The 15,343-nt window shown below is 68.4% G+C and carries 11 protein-coding genes; 6 read left to right on the plus strand and 5 right to left on the minus strand.

Going from position 1 to position 15,343, the window contains the following annotated elements; translation table 11 throughout:
- Window positions 1-8 precede the first annotated feature (8 nt).
- Window positions 9-1,193, plus strand: a complete 1,185-nt coding sequence (gene hmpA, locus AB6724_RS13185) for an NO-inducible flavohemoprotein (RefSeq protein ID WP_369338985.1) — start codon at window positions 9-11, stop codon at window positions 1,191-1,193.
- 368 nt (window positions 1,194-1,561) lie between these two features.
- Here the strand turns inward: hmpA and AB6724_RS13190 are convergent, their stop codons facing one another.
- Window positions 1,562-1,807: a DUF3297 family protein gene (locus tag AB6724_RS13190; RefSeq protein ID WP_369338986.1), complete on the minus strand. Its 246-nt coding sequence runs from the start codon at window positions 1,805-1,807 to the stop codon at window positions 1,562-1,564.
- Between the two features lie 144 nt (window positions 1,808-1,951).
- On the opposite strand from AB6724_RS13190, the gene AB6724_RS13195 reads away from it, so the two are divergent.
- The gene (locus AB6724_RS13195) at window positions 1,952-3,277 is read left to right on the plus strand and encodes a DUF445 domain-containing protein (RefSeq protein ID WP_369338987.1); all 1,326 of its coding nucleotides are present in this window, start codon (window positions 1,952-1,954) and stop codon (window positions 3,275-3,277) included.
- A gap of 108 nt (window positions 3,278-3,385) precedes the next feature.
- A complete protein-coding gene (locus AB6724_RS13200; protein WP_369338988.1) occupies window positions 3,386-5,824 on the plus strand; it encodes a WG repeat-containing protein in 2,439 nt (812 codons plus the stop codon).
- Here AB6724_RS13200 and AB6724_RS13205 read toward each other — a convergent pair.
- The 4 genes from AB6724_RS13205 to AB6724_RS13220 form a co-directional block, all read right to left on the minus strand.
- Complete coding sequence (locus AB6724_RS13205) at window positions 5,821-6,258, minus strand: hypothetical protein (protein ID WP_369338989.1); 438 nt, start codon at window positions 6,256-6,258, stop codon at window positions 5,821-5,823. The two genes, AB6724_RS13200 and AB6724_RS13205, sit on opposite strands and share 4 nt — an antisense overlap.
- Window positions 6,259-6,324: 66 nt before the next feature.
- Window positions 6,325-6,750 carry a hypothetical protein gene (locus AB6724_RS13210; RefSeq protein ID WP_369338990.1) on the minus strand — a complete coding sequence of 142 codons (426 nt, stop codon included), beginning with the start codon at window positions 6,748-6,750 and terminating at the stop codon, window positions 6,325-6,327.
- A 192-nt stretch (window positions 6,751-6,942) separates the two neighbouring features.
- Window positions 6,943-8,310: a heavy metal sensor histidine kinase gene (locus AB6724_RS13215; RefSeq protein WP_369338991.1), complete on the minus strand. Its 1,368-nt coding sequence runs from the start codon at window positions 8,308-8,310 to the stop codon at window positions 6,943-6,945.
- Window positions 8,307-8,993, minus strand: a complete 687-nt coding sequence (locus AB6724_RS13220) for a heavy metal response regulator transcription factor (RefSeq protein ID WP_369338992.1) — start codon at window positions 8,991-8,993, stop codon at window positions 8,307-8,309. The genes AB6724_RS13215 and AB6724_RS13220 overlap by 4 nt, the downstream gene beginning before the upstream one ends.
- Window positions 8,994-9,278: 285 nt before the next feature.
- On the opposite strand from AB6724_RS13220, the gene AB6724_RS13225 reads away from it, so the two are divergent.
- From AB6724_RS13225 to AB6724_RS13235, 3 genes are all read left to right on the plus strand, one after another.
- Window positions 9,279-10,574, plus strand: a complete 1,296-nt coding sequence (locus AB6724_RS13225; protein WP_369338993.1) for a TolC family protein — start codon at window positions 9,279-9,281, stop codon at window positions 10,572-10,574.
- Window positions 10,571-11,911 carry an efflux RND transporter periplasmic adaptor subunit gene (locus tag AB6724_RS13230; protein WP_369338994.1) on the plus strand — a complete coding sequence of 447 codons (1,341 nt, stop codon included), beginning with the start codon at window positions 10,571-10,573 and terminating at the stop codon, window positions 11,909-11,911. Before AB6724_RS13225 ends, AB6724_RS13230 begins: the two co-directional genes overlap by 4 nt.
- A gap of 155 nt (window positions 11,912-12,066) precedes the next feature.
- The gene (locus AB6724_RS13235; RefSeq protein ID WP_369338995.1) at window positions 12,067-15,258 is read left to right on the plus strand and encodes a CusA/CzcA family heavy metal efflux RND transporter; all 3,192 of its coding nucleotides are present in this window, start codon (window positions 12,067-12,069) and stop codon (window positions 15,256-15,258) included.
- The last annotated feature ends 85 nt before the right edge of the window (window positions 15,259-15,343 follow it).

Below are 15,343 nucleotides of genomic sequence, written 5' to 3' on the forward strand. Positions count from 1 at the left end.
GAGATTCCATGCTTACCGAACGTCAACGCGAGATCGTCAAGGCCACCGTACCGCTGCTCGAGACCGGCGGCGAGGCGCTGATCACGCATTTCTACAAGACCATGCTGGGCGAGTACCCCGAGGTGCGCCCGCTGTTCAACCAGGCCCACCAGCAAAGCGGTGCCCAGCCGCGCGCCCTGGCCCATAGCGTGCTGATGTATGCCAAGAACATCGACCGCCTGGAAAACCTCGGCAATCTGCCGGCCCAGATCATCAACAAGCATGTGGCGCTGCAGGTGCAGGCCGAGCATTACCCCATAGTCGGGGCCTGCCTGCTGCGCGCCATCCGCGAGGTGCTGGGCGCCGAGATCGCTACCGACGAGGTGATAGCTGCCTGGGCCGCGGCCTACCAGCAGCTGGCCGACATCCTGATCGCCGCCGAGCGCAGCGTGTACGAGCAGACCGCCGCGGCCGAAGGCGGCTGGCGCGGCGAGCGTGCGTTCCGGGTCGAGCAGAAGGTGCAGGAAAGCGCCGAGATCACCTCCTTCCATCTGCTGCCTCTCGACGGCGGCAAGGTCATCGCCCATCTGCCGGGCCAGTACATCGGCCTGCACGTGATGGTCGATGGCGTGGAGCAGCGCCGCAACTACTCGCTGTCGGCGGCGGCCAACGGCCGCAGCCTGCGCATCAGCGTCAAGCGCGAGCCCGGCGGCAAGGTGTCCAACTTCCTGCACGACCAGGTCCAGGTCGGCGATACGCTGCAGCTGTTCCCGCCGGCCGGCCACTTCACGCTGCAGGACAGCAGCAAGCCCCTGGTGCTGATCAGCGGCGGCGTCGGCATCACGCCCACGCTGCCCATGCTGCAGGCCGCGCTGCCCACGGGGCGCGAGATCACCTTCATCCACTGCGCGCGCGATCGCGGCGTCCATGCTTTCCGCGAGAAGATCGATGCGCTGGCACAGACCCATGGTCAGCTCACGCGCCGCTATTGCTACGACCAGGCGGCCGCCAGCGATGAGGTCGATGCCCAAGGCCTGCTGAGCACCGACCGACTGGCCGAGTGGCTGCCCGAGTCGCGCGATGCCGATGTCTACTTCCTGGGCCCACGCGGCTTTATGCGCAACGTCAAGCAGTCGCTGCGCGAGCTGGGCGTGCCCGAGGCCCAGGTGCATTACGAGTTCTTCGGTCCGGCCGAAGCGTTGACCATTCCCTGAGCGGCTTTGCCGCTTCCCCCTCTCTCTACGCGCTGCGCGCTAGGGGAGGGGGACGACACCGTCGCTGCGGGACGGCCCTTGCTCGGTGTCCCTCGCTTTGGGGCGCGCCGGTTTTGAGCGCTGTGACCTGCAAACAAATGGATGCTCATTAAAAAAGAGCTTCTTGCGCTTGATATACAAGAGTTTCAAGGTGTTTTTCCATTGAAAATCATATGTAGAAAGTGCAGGCAGCTCTTTTATTTGATAGCTGACTCGTGAACCGTGCGCGGCCCAGGCCGGAGGCAGCGAGCAAGGGCCTAGGCGGCCCCGCCGCCCCGCAGCGAGGCTGCCGTCCCCCTCGGGGGGAAGGCGCAAAGCGCCTCAGGGGGTCAACGGTAATACGCTTCGACCGTGCCCTTGATCTTGATCAGCAGGGGCTTGCCCTTGCGGTCCAGGGTCTTGCCGGCGGGCACCTTGACCCAGCCTTCGCTCACGCAGTATTCCTCCACGTCGAAGCGCTCCTTGCCGTTGAAGCGGATGCCGATGTCGTGCTCGAAGACTGCGGCCACATGGTGGGGGCTGCGCGGGTCGATGGACAGGTGGTCGGGCAGTTCGGGGCGAATGGCGTCGGTCATGGTTTTTCGGGATTGTGGGAATGCAAAGGCCGCCATTTTCGGTGCAATTGCAAAAGCCTGCCCCGGTCTGGACTAAGTGCGGGCAGGAGCGGATCGGGGTCGGCGTTATTGGCGCGCCGGCCGGCCTCGCCTATGCTGGGGCTCATGCTCACGCAAGAACAACGTCTGTCTCTGCAGCAGGCCAAGCGCCTGCCGCTGATTCTGCTGCTGGTGGTGGCCGCCGGGTTTGTCGCCACGGCGCTGGCCGGCTCGCGCTGGGGAATCGCGGGGCAGGAGGTGCCGCTGTGGCTGGTGTGTCTGCGCAGCATCTGCGAGGCCGCCATGGTGGGCGCGCTGGCCGACTGGTTCGCGGTCTCGGCCCTGTTCCGGCATCTGCCGCTGCCGTTGGTGGGGCGGCACACGGCCATCATTCCGCGCAACAAGGACCGCATCGGCCAGAACCTGGCCGTCTTTGTGCGTGACCGATTTCTGGATGCGCCGTCCCTGGTGGCGCTGATCGAGCGCAACAACCCGGCCCAGGCGCTCAGCGACTGGCTGAGCACGCCGGCCAACAGCACGCTGCTGGGCAGGCAGGTGGCGCGGCTGGCGTTGGCCGCGCTGGAGATGGTGCAGGACAGCCAGGTGGAGAAATTCCTCACCCAGTCCCTCAAGGCCTTGCTGGCCCATGTGGACCTCTCGCGCACCGCGGCATCGCTGCTCTCGGGCCTGACGGCGGGAGGTCGCCATCAGGAAGTGCTGGACGATGTGCTGGTGCGCGTCAGCCGCGTGCTGCGCAACGAGCAGACCCATGTGCTGATGGCCCACACCATCGTGGCCTGGCTCAAGCGCGAGCACCCGATCAAGGAAAAAATGCTGCCCACGGACTGGCTGGGCGAGAAGGGGGCCGGCATGATTGCGAGCGCGCTGGACAGCCTGCTGCAGGACATCGTGCACAACCCCGACCACCGCCTGCGCGAAGCCTTCGATGCCTCCATCCAGCGCCTGATCGAAGGCCTGCAGAGCGACCCGGCCTATGGCCAGCGCATGGAAAAGCTGCGCCACTATCTGCTGCACGACGAAAAGCTGGCCGCCTATCTGCGCGAGCTGTGGCTGGGCTGGCGCGCCCGGCTGGAGCGGGACCTGGCCGACGAGCACTCGACCATTGCGCGCCGCACCACGGCCATGGGGCGCTGGCTGGGGCAGTCGCTGGCGCACGACGAGGCGCTGCGCAGTTCCATGAACGAGAGGCTCAAGCGCTGGGCCACGGCGCTGGCGCCCGATGTCTCGCAGTTCATAGGCCAGCATATCGCCGACACCGTCAGGCGCTGGGATGCACAGCAGCTTGCCGCACTGGTCGAGGCGCATATCGGCAAGGACCTGCAGTACATACGCATCAACGGCACGCTGGTGGGCGGCGCCATCGGCCTGCTGCTGTTCGTCATCTCGCATGCGGGCAGCCTGTGGCGCGCTGCGATGCAGGCGCTGGCCTGATTGCTTTTGATTTGATAGCTTGCGGCACAATCGGCAAAGATACGGGAACGCTTTCGAGCCCGGATATCGGCAGCCACAGGTCTGGCATGCCCTGGCTAGCAGAGGTTTATGAATTTGTCGGCTGCTTCTATCAACAGGTGTCGTCTTCAGCGTTTGCGCCGCCTGGCCTGGCTGGCGCTGGCCATGCCCGTGGCGGCGCTGGCCTTCGGCGAGTCCGACGACGAGAAGCCGCCGGTGCCCGCCGATACCTTGATTCCGGTCTGCGTATCGGCCTGGCAGAAGATGTGCGGCCTGATAGACGGCCAGGGGCGCTGGGCCGCGCAGTTCATGGACCGGCAGCTGAAATACCTGGACGAGGGCGTCTGGGCCGTGCTCCACAACGGCTGGACCGAGCAGCTGCTGGATGCCAGGGGCCAGCCCCTGGCACGCCTGCGTGCCAACTCCAGGGTGGAGTTGTTTTCCGGCGGCCTGGCGGTGCTGGAGCGCAGCGGACGCAGCTATCTGAACCGGCGCGGCGAGCCGGTGCTGGCCGGCCCCTATGAGGTGGCAGGGGATTTCCACGAAGGCCTGGCCATGGTCGGGAAGTTCGTGCGTGGCCAGGACGGCGGCCATTACAGCCTGGGCTTTATCGACGCCCAGGGGCGGGAGGTCGTGGCGCAGCGCTACCGCGGTGCCAGCGCTTTCCGCCATGGCCTGGCCGTGGTCGAGCTCGACGGCGAACGCATGGGGGCCATAGACCGCCGGCAGCAGATGCTGGTGCCGGCCGCAAAGCGCCTGTCCCTGGAAGTCGTGGCTCCCGAGCGCCTGCTGTCCAGGGGCTCGGACGAGAGGACGGAGCTCATAGACGGCCGCGGCCGCAGCCTGTTTGGCGCGCAGTCCATACATGCTGCCGGCGAAGGCCTGGCCTTCTTCTCCAATGCGGACCAGCATCTCGGGCTGCTGGACCTGCGCACGGGCCGGCCCGTGGTCAAGGCCTTTGCGGCGGCCAGGGGCGGCGGCTGGCAGGTGCTGCATCCGTTTGCCGAGGGCCGTGCCTGGCTGCAGAGCAGCAGAGAGCTCCGGGGCGCGCCGGGCGAGGAGCCGCGCTGGGAAAGGCGGCTGCGCCTCATCGATGCCCAGGGGCGCACCGTGGCCGAGAGCAGCAGCTGGCAATGGGCGCAGCGTTTTGTGAACGGATCGGCCAGCGTGTTCCAGGGAGAGACGGCGGGGAATCTGCTCGTGGGCCGCGACGGAAAGCCGCTGAGCCTGAGCCTGGGAGCGCTGGCGGCGCGGGCCGGCCAGAGCAGCAGCTCCGCCTGGCCCGAGCGTCCGGGGCCGGTGCATGTCTTTCCCCTGCGGGACGCGCAGTCCACGCCCGGCGAGGACTCCGCCTGGGTCGATAGCCGGGGGCAGACGCTGTTTGTGCTGGCCAGGCTGGATTGCGGCATAGAGCAGCTGCGCAGCCCGCAAGGCCGGCCGCTATGGCCGGTGCAGGATGTGGCCGAGCGCTGCGTGCTGGAGGCCGAGAGCCGCGGCCAGGAGCCCGAGGCGAAATACAGGGCTGCGGCCAGCGCCGAGCGCCTGCGGCAGCTGCGAGCCGAGAACGAGCGGGGCCTGGATCTGGGGCCAGAGGCCGTGCTGCGCCAGGCGGCGGGCCTGCCGCCGAGCTTTTTCCCGTTGCGCCGCGATGGCGCCTATCTGAGCGACAGGCCCGGATGGGTGGACGGGCCCGCGGCCATCGAGCTGCACGCGCCGGGCCTGGCCGGCAGCGCGACACTGCAGCTGCCCGCCGGCTATCGCTATCTGCCGCCGGCGGCCATTGCCGCCATGCGCGAGCAGGACGGCCGGGCCGCAGCCGAGAACGCTGGCGAGCCGGACTGGGGCCTGATCTCTGCGGACAGGGATCCGCAGTGGGCGGTGCGCGTGCTGCTGCTCGGAACCGGGCGCCTCCAGCGGCCGCGGGGCGATGAACTCGATCCGGGCCGGCTGGCGCAGACCATCAGCCGCTACGACCATGGCAGCCCGCTGAGCCCGGCCGCCGAAGGCATGCAGCACACCACGGTCGACTGGCTGGTGGCGCCGCAATGGGATGAAGCCCGCCAGCGCCTGACCTGGGGGCTGAACAAGCTGGTGTTGGGTCGGGCCAAGGGCAGTTCGGCGAGCGGAATTTCGGTGGTGCAGGCCGTGCAGGGCAATTTCAGCCTGGTGCTCAATGTGCCGGCGAACAGAATGCAGGCCGCTCAGGGGATGGAGGTCGCGCAGCGGCTGCAGGCGCTGGCCGATGCCGTGGTCTTTGCGCCCGCAGCTGCGGGTAAAGAGTCCGAGGCCGAGGTGCCGCGTGATCTGGCTTCGCTGATCGCGGGCCACAAGCCCGCCGAAGTGGCCGAGTTCGAAGCCCGGGTCGGGGAGGTGCTGGAGCGCGACTGGCAGCAGCGCGCCGAGCGCCTGCGCCATCTGCTGTGGCGCGCCGCGGCCACCTTGGTGCCCTTGCTGTTGCTGCTGTCGGCCGGAATTTCCCGGCAGCGGTGGCGCAGGCGTGAGGCCCGCGGCCCGCGGCGGCCGACCTAGGCGTCCTGGCCGGGCTGCTGTTCGGGCGTGGGCAGCAGCTGCTTGCCTATCTGCTGCCAGGCCTTGGCCGCATCGGTCTGGCCCGCAAAATGGTGGCAACTGGCCGCGGTCATGGCGATGCGGCCGTCTTCGGGGCTCAGGTCGAAGGCCAGCTCGCACTGGGCCGCGGCATTGGCCCACATCACCAGCGCATTGCTGTTGTCCTCCTTTTGCAGGGCATGGGCCTCGGCCATCCAGGCCTGGGCCAGGCGGAAGGCGGCTTCGGCCTGGTTCATGTCGGCCTTGTGGGCCAGATAGAACTCCTTGCCGGCAGCCTGCCACAGCGAGCGGGCCTGGGCAAAGTCCTGGGTGGCCAGCTTCTGGGCCTGGGCGACCAGCGCATTGCCGGCCTGCAGATGGGACGAGTAATCGGTGGAAGTGCTGTCTTGGGGCATGCGCCATTGTCGCCATGCGGGCCGCGGCCTGCGCGCCGCGCGGCGCAAGCCCCTGCGCGCTCCGGGTCAGAAGCGCAGCTCCAGCAGATGCTGGCCCTTGTCCACATGCATTTGCAGGCTCTGGGTCTGGCCGTCGAGGGTCGTGGCCTGCAGGGTGTAAGCCCCTTCGGGCAGCCTCAGCAGGCAGACCGGGCCGCCGGCCTGGAAGCGGTAGCTGTCCTTGGCACCCTTGATCTCCACCGCGATATCGGCCTGGTACTCGCCGTCCTTGTCGGTGAACAGCAGCGACAGCGGATAGTCGCTGATGGCCGCGCGCATGGCCGTGGACTCATCGAGGCCTATGCCGCCACAGGAATACTGCAGCGCGCCTTGCTCGCGCATGGGCGGTATCTTGGCCGCCTCCATGGGCTGGGCCTGGGCCAGCGAAGCCAGCATGGCCCATAGCGCCGCGGCCAGCAGCGCAGGGGCCGCGCTTTCTCGTGCCTGAAGCATGGTGCCTCCTTTCATGGTGCAAGCCATGCCTCATGGTCGCGCATCGTGTGGCGCCTGGCTGTCGTCTGACGCTGCGCAGCGCTGTGGGCCGGCTCTTTCAGCCTGTTGCCAATGGCGATAGGCGTTAACCGGCGCTGCGCATTGTGAGCCGGATGGAACGCCGGTGTCAGGATGTTGCCTGCATGCCGCCGCTCAAGGGGTGTCTACAGGGATCGTCAGGCCTATGCGCGTGTGCCCGTCGGCCGATTCGGCAAAGCTGTGCCCGCCATGCAGGCGCGCGATGCCCGCCACGATGGCCAGGCCCAGGCCGTGATTGCGGTCGGCCTGGCTGCGCGCCGCATCGCCGCGGTAGAAACGGTCGAACAATCGCGGCAGGTGCTCGGCGGGAATGGGCGGGCCCTGGTTCAGCACGGCCAGCTCCACATCGCCCGCACCCTCGTGGCGGGCGCAGGGATGGTGGGTGATCTGCACGGCAATGGTCGAGCCCGGCGTGGCATAGCGCGTGGCATTGCCCAGCAGATTGGACAGCGCGCGGCGCAGCAGCCGCGCGTCGACCCGGGCCCGGACATCGCCCCGCACGACTACCTGCACGCCGGCTTCCTGCAGCGCAGCTTCGTGGAATTCGATGACCTCGTGCGCCAGCGCCGCCAGGCTGGCCACGGCGCTCAGGCGCGCGCCCTGGCCGCGGTCGGCCTGGGAGAGGAACAGCATGTCGCCCACGATGCCGGCCATGCGCTGCAGGTCCTCGAGGTTGGAGGCCAGCACCTCGCGCAGCTCGGCCTCGCTGCGCGGCTTGCGCAGCGCCAGTTCGCAGCTGCTGATCAGCGTGGTCAGCGGCGTGTTCAGCTCGTGGGCCACGTCGGTGTTGAAGGCCTCCATCTGCCGGTAGGCCACGGACAGGCGCTCCAGCAGCGCGTTGAACTGGGCGATCAGCGGGCGCAGCTCCTGGGGTTGACCGTGATCGTCCAGGCGCCGCTGCAGGTCCTGGGCCGAGAGCCGGCGCGTCTGCTCGGTCAGCAGGCGCAGCGGCGCCAGGCCCAGGCGTACCAGCCAGCTGCCGACCAGGGAGGCCAGCAGGGCGCCGCCCACGGCGGCCAGGCCCAGCGTCCAGGCCAGGCGCTCCAGCAGGGCGTCGTCCGAGCGGCGGTCCAGCAGCAGCTCGGCATGCGCGTCCGGTACGCCAGCCAGCGCCACCGCAAAGCTGCGCCGCAGCGTGCGGGCCTCGCCCGGAGGCAGGCGCAGGCGCTCGTAGGCCACGCGGCCCTGGCCGTCGACGATGCGCAGCGACAGCTCGTCGTGCCCGGTCAGAAAGTCGTCGAGCATATGGTCCAGGCCCTTGTCCGAATGGGCGCTGCGGCCTTCGGTCATCAGGTGCAGCACGGCCTGCTGCTTGTGGTCCAGGGTTTCCTGCTGGCGTTCCTCCAGCGTCATGGCCGCCACCACGTAGACGGCGGCGCAGACCAGGCCCAGGCCCAGCATGGTCTGCAGGGCCAGCCAGAACGACAGGCGCCGGCCCAGATGGGGCACGGCGCCGGAGCCGAAGGCATTCAGCAAGTTCACGGCGCGCGCGACTCCAGCACATAGCCCATGCCGCGCACCGTGTGCAGCAGAGGCGTGTCGAAAGGCTGGTCCAGCTTGAGGCGCAGGCGCCGCACGGCCACCTCGACCACATTGGTTTCGCTGTCGAAATTCATGTCCCAGACCTGGGAAGCGAGTTCGGTGCGCGACAGCACCTCGCCCTGGCGGCGCAGCAACAGGCTCAGCAGGTTGAACTCCTTGGCCGTCAGGTCCAGGCGCTGGCCGGCGCGCGTGGCGCGGCGGCGTATCAGGTCGAGTTCGAGGTCGGCCATGCGCAGCATGGTGGTTTCGGGCGCGGGCAGCGTGGGGCCGCTGCGGCGCAGCAGCACGTGGATGCGCGCCACCAGCTCGGAAAACGCAAAGGGCTTGACCAGATAGTCGTCCGCGCCGCCCTGCAGGCCCTTGACGCGGTCCTCGACCTGACCGCGCGCGGTCAGCATCAGCACCGGGGTCTGCTTGGACTGGCGCAGTGCCGCCAGCATGGCCAGCCCGTCTATGCCGGGCAGCATGCCGTCGAGCACGATGAGGTCGTAGGCCAGCTCGGTGGCCAGATGCAGGCCGTCGATGCCGTTGTGGGCCACATCGACCACAAAGCCTTCCTCGGTCAGGCCTTTGTGCAGGTACTCGGCCAGTTTGATCTCGTCTTCGACGACCAGCAGTTTCATGGGCCGCATTGTGCGCGATGAAAGCCTTCAGCCTCCATGCAGCCAGATGACGAATTTGTCATCTTCCGGTCAGAGAGGCGTCGCACCCGGGTTTTTAGAGTCCACCCCCTGAGCCACTGGGTGGCTTCCCCCTCTCTCGCTTCGCGGGAGGAGGACGATGCCTTCGCGGCGGGGCGGCCCTTGCTCGGCATCCCTGGCCCGACGCGCGCCAGATTCATAGGCTGCTGGCGATTCGTGAGTCGTGGACAGCTGGCATCAACCAGATGGAAAGCCTGGAGTTTTTACATGTCTTATGCCTCGTTGAAATCCACGAGTCCGCTGATCCGGCAGCTGCGCCGCGCCGCGCTGGCCGTGGCGGCGGCCTCCGCATTGGCCGGCACGGCCCAGGCCGCAGCGGATGCAGCGCCTGCGCTGACCCTGCCGCAGGCCCTGGCCCTGGCGCTGGCCCACAACCCCAGCCTGCGCGCGGCGCACCAGGCACTGGCGGCCAGCGAGGGCGCCGTGCTGCAAAGCCAGGCCCGGCCCAACCCCGAGCTCGCCTATTCCCAGGAGGACACGCGCAGCAGCACGCGTTCGGTGACGCTGCAATGGAACCAGACCGTGGAAGTCGGCGGCAAGCGCGCGGCCCGCATGCGCGTGGCCGAGCGCGGCCGCGACGTGGCCCAGGCCGATCTGGCGGCCGCCGAGGCCACGCTGCGTGCCGATGTGCGTGCGGCCTTCTTCGGCCTGCTGGCCGCGCAGCAGCGCGTGAGCCTGGCCGGGCAGACGCTGGAAATCGCCCGCAGCGCACGCGAAGCCGCGGCCAAGCGCGTGGCGGCCGGCAAGATCGCGCCGCTGGAGGAGAGCAAGGCCCGCGTGGCCGAGTCCGGCGCGCAGCTGGAGTTGGCCCAGGCACAGTCGGGCCTGCGCGTGGCGCGCGGACAGATGAAGGCGCTGTGGGGCGAAGCCGTGCGGCCCTTCGGCGAAGCCATGGGCGAAGGCTCGGGCGGCGTCGATGCGCTGCCCGAGATACCGGCGCTGGAGGCGCTGCAGCAGCGCCTGGAGCAGGCCCCGGCCGTGCTGCGCGCGCGCCAGGTCCTGGCGCAAAGCCGGGCCACGGCCGAGCTGGAGCGCGCACGCCGCCTGCCCGACCCCACGCTGAGCCTGGGCGTCAAGCGGGCCACCGAGGTGGGGCGCAACCAGCTGGTGGTCGGCGTCTCGGTACCGCTGCCATTGCTCGACAGCAACCGTGGCAACCAGCTGCAGGCCCTGCGCCTGGCCGACCGGGCCGAGGACGAGCTGCAGGCCACGCGCATCCGGCTGCAGACCCAGCTGTTCGAGGCACGCGAGCAGCTGCTGGCCAGCAACCAGCAGGCCCGTCTGCTGGCCGGCGAGGTGCTGCCCACGGCGCGCACGGCCTATGAGCTGGCCGCGCGCGGCTTTGCCCTGGGCAAATTCGCCTATCTCGATGTGCTCGACGCCCAGCGCACCTGGTCCGAAGCACGCAGCCAGTACCTGGAGCAGCTGCTGGCCACGCAGCGCGCTGCCGCCGACATAGAGCGCCTGCTGGGCGCAGAACCATCCGATCGCACCACACCATGAGCCACACCCCATCTTCCACACCCCGGGCGCCGCGCCGGACTTATGCGGCCATCGCCGCCATCCTCGTGCTGGGCGCGCTGGCGGCCGCGCTGATCCTGCGCAGCGGGCCTCAAAGCGCAGGCAAGACCGAAGAAGCCCATGGCCACAGCGAGGCCGAGGGCCATGCCGACGGCGAGCACCACGGTTCGGTGGCTTCCGCAGCCCATGGGCACGACAAGGAACATGCCGATGACGAACACCATGAAGACGGCAAGGCGCCGGCCAGCGGCAAGCCGGCAAGCCAGGCCGGCCACGACGAGGGCCTGATTGCCATGGATGCCCAGCGCATGCAGACGGCGGGCATCAAGCTGGCCGAGGCCGGCCCGGCCACGGTGCGCTCCATGCTGCAGCTGCCCGGCGAAATCCGCTTCAACGAAGACCGCACGGCCCATGTGGTGCCGCGCGTGGCCGGCGTGGCGGAAAGCGTGGCCGCCAACCTGGGCCAGAACGTCAAGAAAGGCCAGCTGCTGGCCGTGCTCAGCAGCGCCGCCATTTCCGAGCAGCGCAGCGAGCTGCTGGCCGCGGGCAAGCGCCTGGCACTGGCGCGCACCACCTACACGCGCGAAAAGCAGCTGTGGGAGGAGAAGGTCTCGGCCGAGCAGGACTATCTGCAGGCCCAGCAAGTCTTGCGCGAGGCCGAGATCGCGGTCTCCAATGCCCAGCAGAAGCTGGCGGCCAATGGTGCCGGAGTGGGGGCCGGCAGCGGCGGCGGACTCAACCGCTTCGAGCTGCGCGCTCCCTTCGACGGCGTGGTGGTAGAGAAGCACCTGGCCGTGGGCGAGGCCGTGCAGGAAACGACCCAGGTCTTCACCATCTCCGACCTGCGCTCGGTCTGGGCCGAGATGCGCGTGGCAGCTTCCGACCTGCCGGCCGTGCGCGTGGGCGAGAAGGCCACGGTGCGTGCCACGGCCTTCGACTCCTCGGCCACGGGCGAAGTGGCCTATGTGGGCGCGCTGATCGGCCAGGAAACCCGCACGGCATCCGCCCGCATCACGCTGCCCAACCCCGAGGGCGTCTGGCGACCGGGGCTGTTCGTGAATGTGGAAATCACGGCCTCGTCGCAGCAGGCCGCGCTGGCCGTGGCCAGCTCGGCGATCCAGCGCATGGACAAGCAGCAGGCCGTGGTCTTCGTGCCCGTACCGGGAGGCTTCCGCGCCCAGCCCGTGAGCGTGGGCCGCGCCGATGCCCAGACTACCGAGGTGCTCGAAGGCCTGAAGCCGGGCCAGCCCTATGTGGCCGAAGGCAGCTTCGTGCTCAAGGCCGAGCTGGGCAAGGCCAGCGCGGAACACACGCATTGACCTTGACCCCCCTGAGCCGCTTCGCGGCTTCCCCCCAGGGGGACGACGGCCTTTGCTGTGGGGCGGCCCTTGCTGGCCGTCTCGCGTTTGGGCCATGCCTATTTCAGAACGCGTGCGCAAAGCGCGGAAATCGCTACCGCGGCTAGGAAAAAACCATGTTTGAACGCATCATCCGATTCGCCATCGAGCAGCGCTGGCTGGTGCTGCTGGCCGTGCTGGCCATGGCGGGACTGGGCATTTTCAGCTACCAGCGCCTGGCCATCGACGCCGTGCCCGACATCACCAACGTCCAGGTGCAGATCAACACCCAGGCCAGTGGCTATTCGCCGCTGGAGACCGAGCAGCGCGTGACCTATCCCATAGAGACCGTGATGGCCGGCCTGCCCCATCTGGAGCAGACGCGCTCGCTGTCGCGCTACGGCCTGTCCCAGGTCACCGTGGTGTTCAAGGACGGCACGGACATCTATTTCGCGCGCCAGCTCGTGGGCGAGCGCATCCAGCAGGCGCGTGACAGCCTGCCCACGGGCATCACGCCAACGCTGGGGCCGATTTCCACGGGCCTGGGCGAAATCTATCTGTGGACCGTCGAGGCCGAGGAGGGGGCGAAGAAGGCCGACGGCACGGCCTACACGCCCATGGACCTGCGCGAGATCCAGGACTGGGTCATCAAGCCCCAGCTGCGCAACGTGCCCGGCGTGACCGAGATCAACTCCATCGGCGGCTACGCCAAGGAATACCTGGTGGCGCCCAAGCCCGAGCGGCTGGCGGCCTACGGCTTCACGCTGGCCGACATCGTCGCGGCACTGCAGCGCAACAACAGCAATGTGGGGGCGGGCTATATCGAGCGCCAGGGCGAGCAGTACCTGATACGCGCGCCGGGCCAGGTCACGGGCATTGCCGATATCCGCGAGGTCATCGTCGGCTCGGCCCAGGGCCAGCCCATACGCATCCGCGATCTGGCCGAGGTCGGCCTGGGCCGGGAGCTGCGCACGGGCGCGGCCACCGACAACGGCCGCGAGGTGGTGCTGGGCACCGTGTTCATGCTGATCGGCGAGAACAGCCGCAGCGTTTCGCAGGCCGTCGACGCGCGCATGCGCGAAATCAACCGCAGCCTGCCGGCCGGCATCAAGGCCATCACCGTCTACGACCGCACCAACCTTGTGGACAAGGCCATCGCCACGGTCAAGAAGAATCTGCTCGAGGGCGCCACGCTGGTCGTGGTCATCCTGTTCCTGTTTCTCGGCAATCTGCGCGCGGCGCTGATCACGGCGCTCATCATTCCGCTGTCCATGCTGTTCACCTTCACGGGCATGGTGCACTTCAGGGTCAGCGCCAACCTCATGAGCCTGGGAGCGCTGGACTTCGGCATCATCATCGACGGCGCCGTGGTCATCGTGGAGAACTGCGTGCGCCGCCTGGCCCATGCCCAGGCACATGCGCAGAATGTGCGCGGCAGGCTGCTCACGCGCAGCGAACGGCTGCACGAAGTCTTCGCCGCGGCCAAGGAGGCGCGCCGCCCGCTGCTGTTCGGCCAGCTCATCATCATGGTGGTCTATCTGCCCATCTTTGCGCTCACGGGCGTGGAAGGAAAGATGTTCCACCCGATGGCGATCACGGTGGTCATCGCCCTGGCCGGCGCCATGCTGCTGTCCATCACCTTCATTCCCGCCGCCATGGCCCTCTTCATGGGCAACAAGGTGGCCGAGAAGGAAAACCGCCTCATGGGCTGGGCGCGCCGCGCCTATGCGCCCGTGCTGGCGCGCGTCATGGCCGCACCCGCCGTGGTGCTCACGGCGGCCGGCGTGGCCGTGGCGCTTTCCCTGCTGCTGGCCACGCGCCTGGGCAGCGAGTTCGCGCCCAATCTCAACGAGGGCGACTTCGCCATCCAGGCGCTGCGCATTCCCGGCACCAGCCTCACGCAGTCGCTGGAAATGCAGATGCAGATCGAGAGAACGCTCAAAAAGGAGTTCCCCGAGATAGCGCGCGTGTTCGCGCGCACGGGTACGGCGGAAATCGCCTCCGACCCCATGCCGCCCAATATCTCGGACGGCTACATCATGCTCAAGCCCCGTGCCGAGTGGCCCGATCCTTCGCGTTCGCAGGGCGACCTGCTGACGGCCGTGCAGGAGGCTGTGGAGCGCATACCGGGCAATAACTACGAGTTTTCGCAACCCATCCAGCTGCGTTTCAACGAGCTGATATCGGGCGTGCGCAGCGACGTGGCCGTGAAGATCTTCGGCGACGACATGGCCGTGCTGGAGAAGAATGCGCAGGCCGTGGCCGGCATGCTGCAGCAGATTTCGGGCGCCACCGAGGTCAAGGTCGAGCAGACCACGGGCCTGCCCATGCTCACCGTGCACATAGACCGCGAGAAGGCTTCGCGCTACGGCCTGAACATGGGCGACGTGCAGGACACCATCGGCACGGCGCTGGGCGGCAGCGAAGCCGGCACGGTATTCGAGGGCGACAAGCGCTTCGACATCCAGGTGCGCCTGCCCGAGGACCTGCGCAACGACATGGATGCGCTGGGGCGTTTGCCCATTGCCTTGCCGCGCGGCGCCGACGGTCGCATGGGTTTTGTGCCGCTGTCGGCCGTGGCCAGCTTCGAGACGGCTCCCGGTCCCAACCAGGTCAGCCGCGAGGACGGCAAGCGCCGCATCGTCGTCAGCGCCAATGTGCGCGGCCGCGACATGGGCTCCTTCGTGGGCGAAGCCCAGCAGCGGCTGGAGGGGCTGCAGCTGCCTGCGGGCTACTGGACGCGCTGGGGCGGTACCTTCGAGAACCTGGAGTCCGCGCGCCAGCGCCTGCAGATCGTGGTGCCCGTGGCGCTGCTGCTGGTCTTCGTGTTGCTGTTTGCGATGTTCGGCAATGTGCGCGACGGGCTTGTCGTCTTCACGGGCATTCCGTTCGCGCTCACGGGCGGCATTCTGGCGCTGTGGCTGCGCGGCATACCGCTGTCGATTTCGGCGGCCGTGGGCTTCATCGCGCTGTCGGGCGTGGCCGTGCTCAACGGCCTGGTGATGATCGCCTATATCCGCTCGCTGCGCGAAGCGGGGCGCAGCGTGCATGACGCCGTGACCGAGGGCGCGCTCACGCGTCTGCGCCCCGTGCTGATGACGGCGCTGGTGGCATCGCTGGGCTTCGTGCCCATGGCGATTGCCACCGGCACGGGCGCCGAGGTGCAGCGGCCGCTGGCCACGGTGGTGATCGGGGGCATTCTTTCGTCCACCATGCTCACGCTGCTGGTGCTGCCGCTGCTGTACCGGCTGGTGCATCGCAACGATGCTTCGGAGAGCGATGAGCCGGTCGTCGTGCCGCTCGACGGCGAGGCGCCGACAGCCGCATAGTCGCGCGGTGCTGCCCCATCAAAAGCCAGAGCCCGGAACAGGGCTCTGGCTTTTTTTTGCGAGGCGATGAGCGCATGAAACCAAG

The organism is Comamonas guangdongensis (assembly GCF_041079535.1).
Lineage (GTDB): Bacteria > Pseudomonadota > Gammaproteobacteria > Burkholderiales > Burkholderiaceae_C > Comamonas > Comamonas guangdongensis.

Coding starts and splice junctions, on each gene's coding strand:
- AB6724_RS13225 (WP_369338993.1), top strand. CDS start 9,279: ATGTCTTATGCCTCGTTGAAATCCACGAGTCCGCTGATCCGGCAGCTG.
- AB6724_RS13210 (WP_369338990.1), bottom strand. CDS start 6,750: ATGCTTCAGGCACGAGAAAGCGCGGCCCCTGCGCTGCTGGCCGCGGCG.
- AB6724_RS13195 (WP_369338987.1), top strand. CDS start 1,952: ATGCTCACGCAAGAACAACGTCTGTCTCTGCAGCAGGCCAAGCGCCTG.
- AB6724_RS13230 (WP_369338994.1), top strand. CDS start 10,571: ATGAGCCACACCCCATCTTCCACACCCCGGGCGCCGCGCCGGACTTAT.
- AB6724_RS13235 (WP_369338995.1), top strand. CDS start 12,067: ATGTTTGAACGCATCATCCGATTCGCCATCGAGCAGCGCTGGCTGGTG.
- AB6724_RS13205 (WP_369338989.1), bottom strand. CDS start 6,258: ATGCCCCAAGACAGCACTTCCACCGATTACTCGTCCCATCTGCAGGCC.
- AB6724_RS13190 (WP_369338986.1), bottom strand. CDS start 1,807: ATGACCGACGCCATTCGCCCCGAACTGCCCGACCACCTGTCCATCGAC.
- AB6724_RS13200 (WP_369338988.1), top strand. CDS start 3,386: ATGAATTTGTCGGCTGCTTCTATCAACAGGTGTCGTCTTCAGCGTTTG.
- AB6724_RS13220 (WP_369338992.1), bottom strand. CDS start 8,993: ATGAAACTGCTGGTCGTCGAAGACGAGATCAAACTGGCCGAGTACCTG.
- hmpA (WP_369338985.1), top strand. CDS start 9: ATGCTTACCGAACGTCAACGCGAGATCGTCAAGGCCACCGTACCGCTG.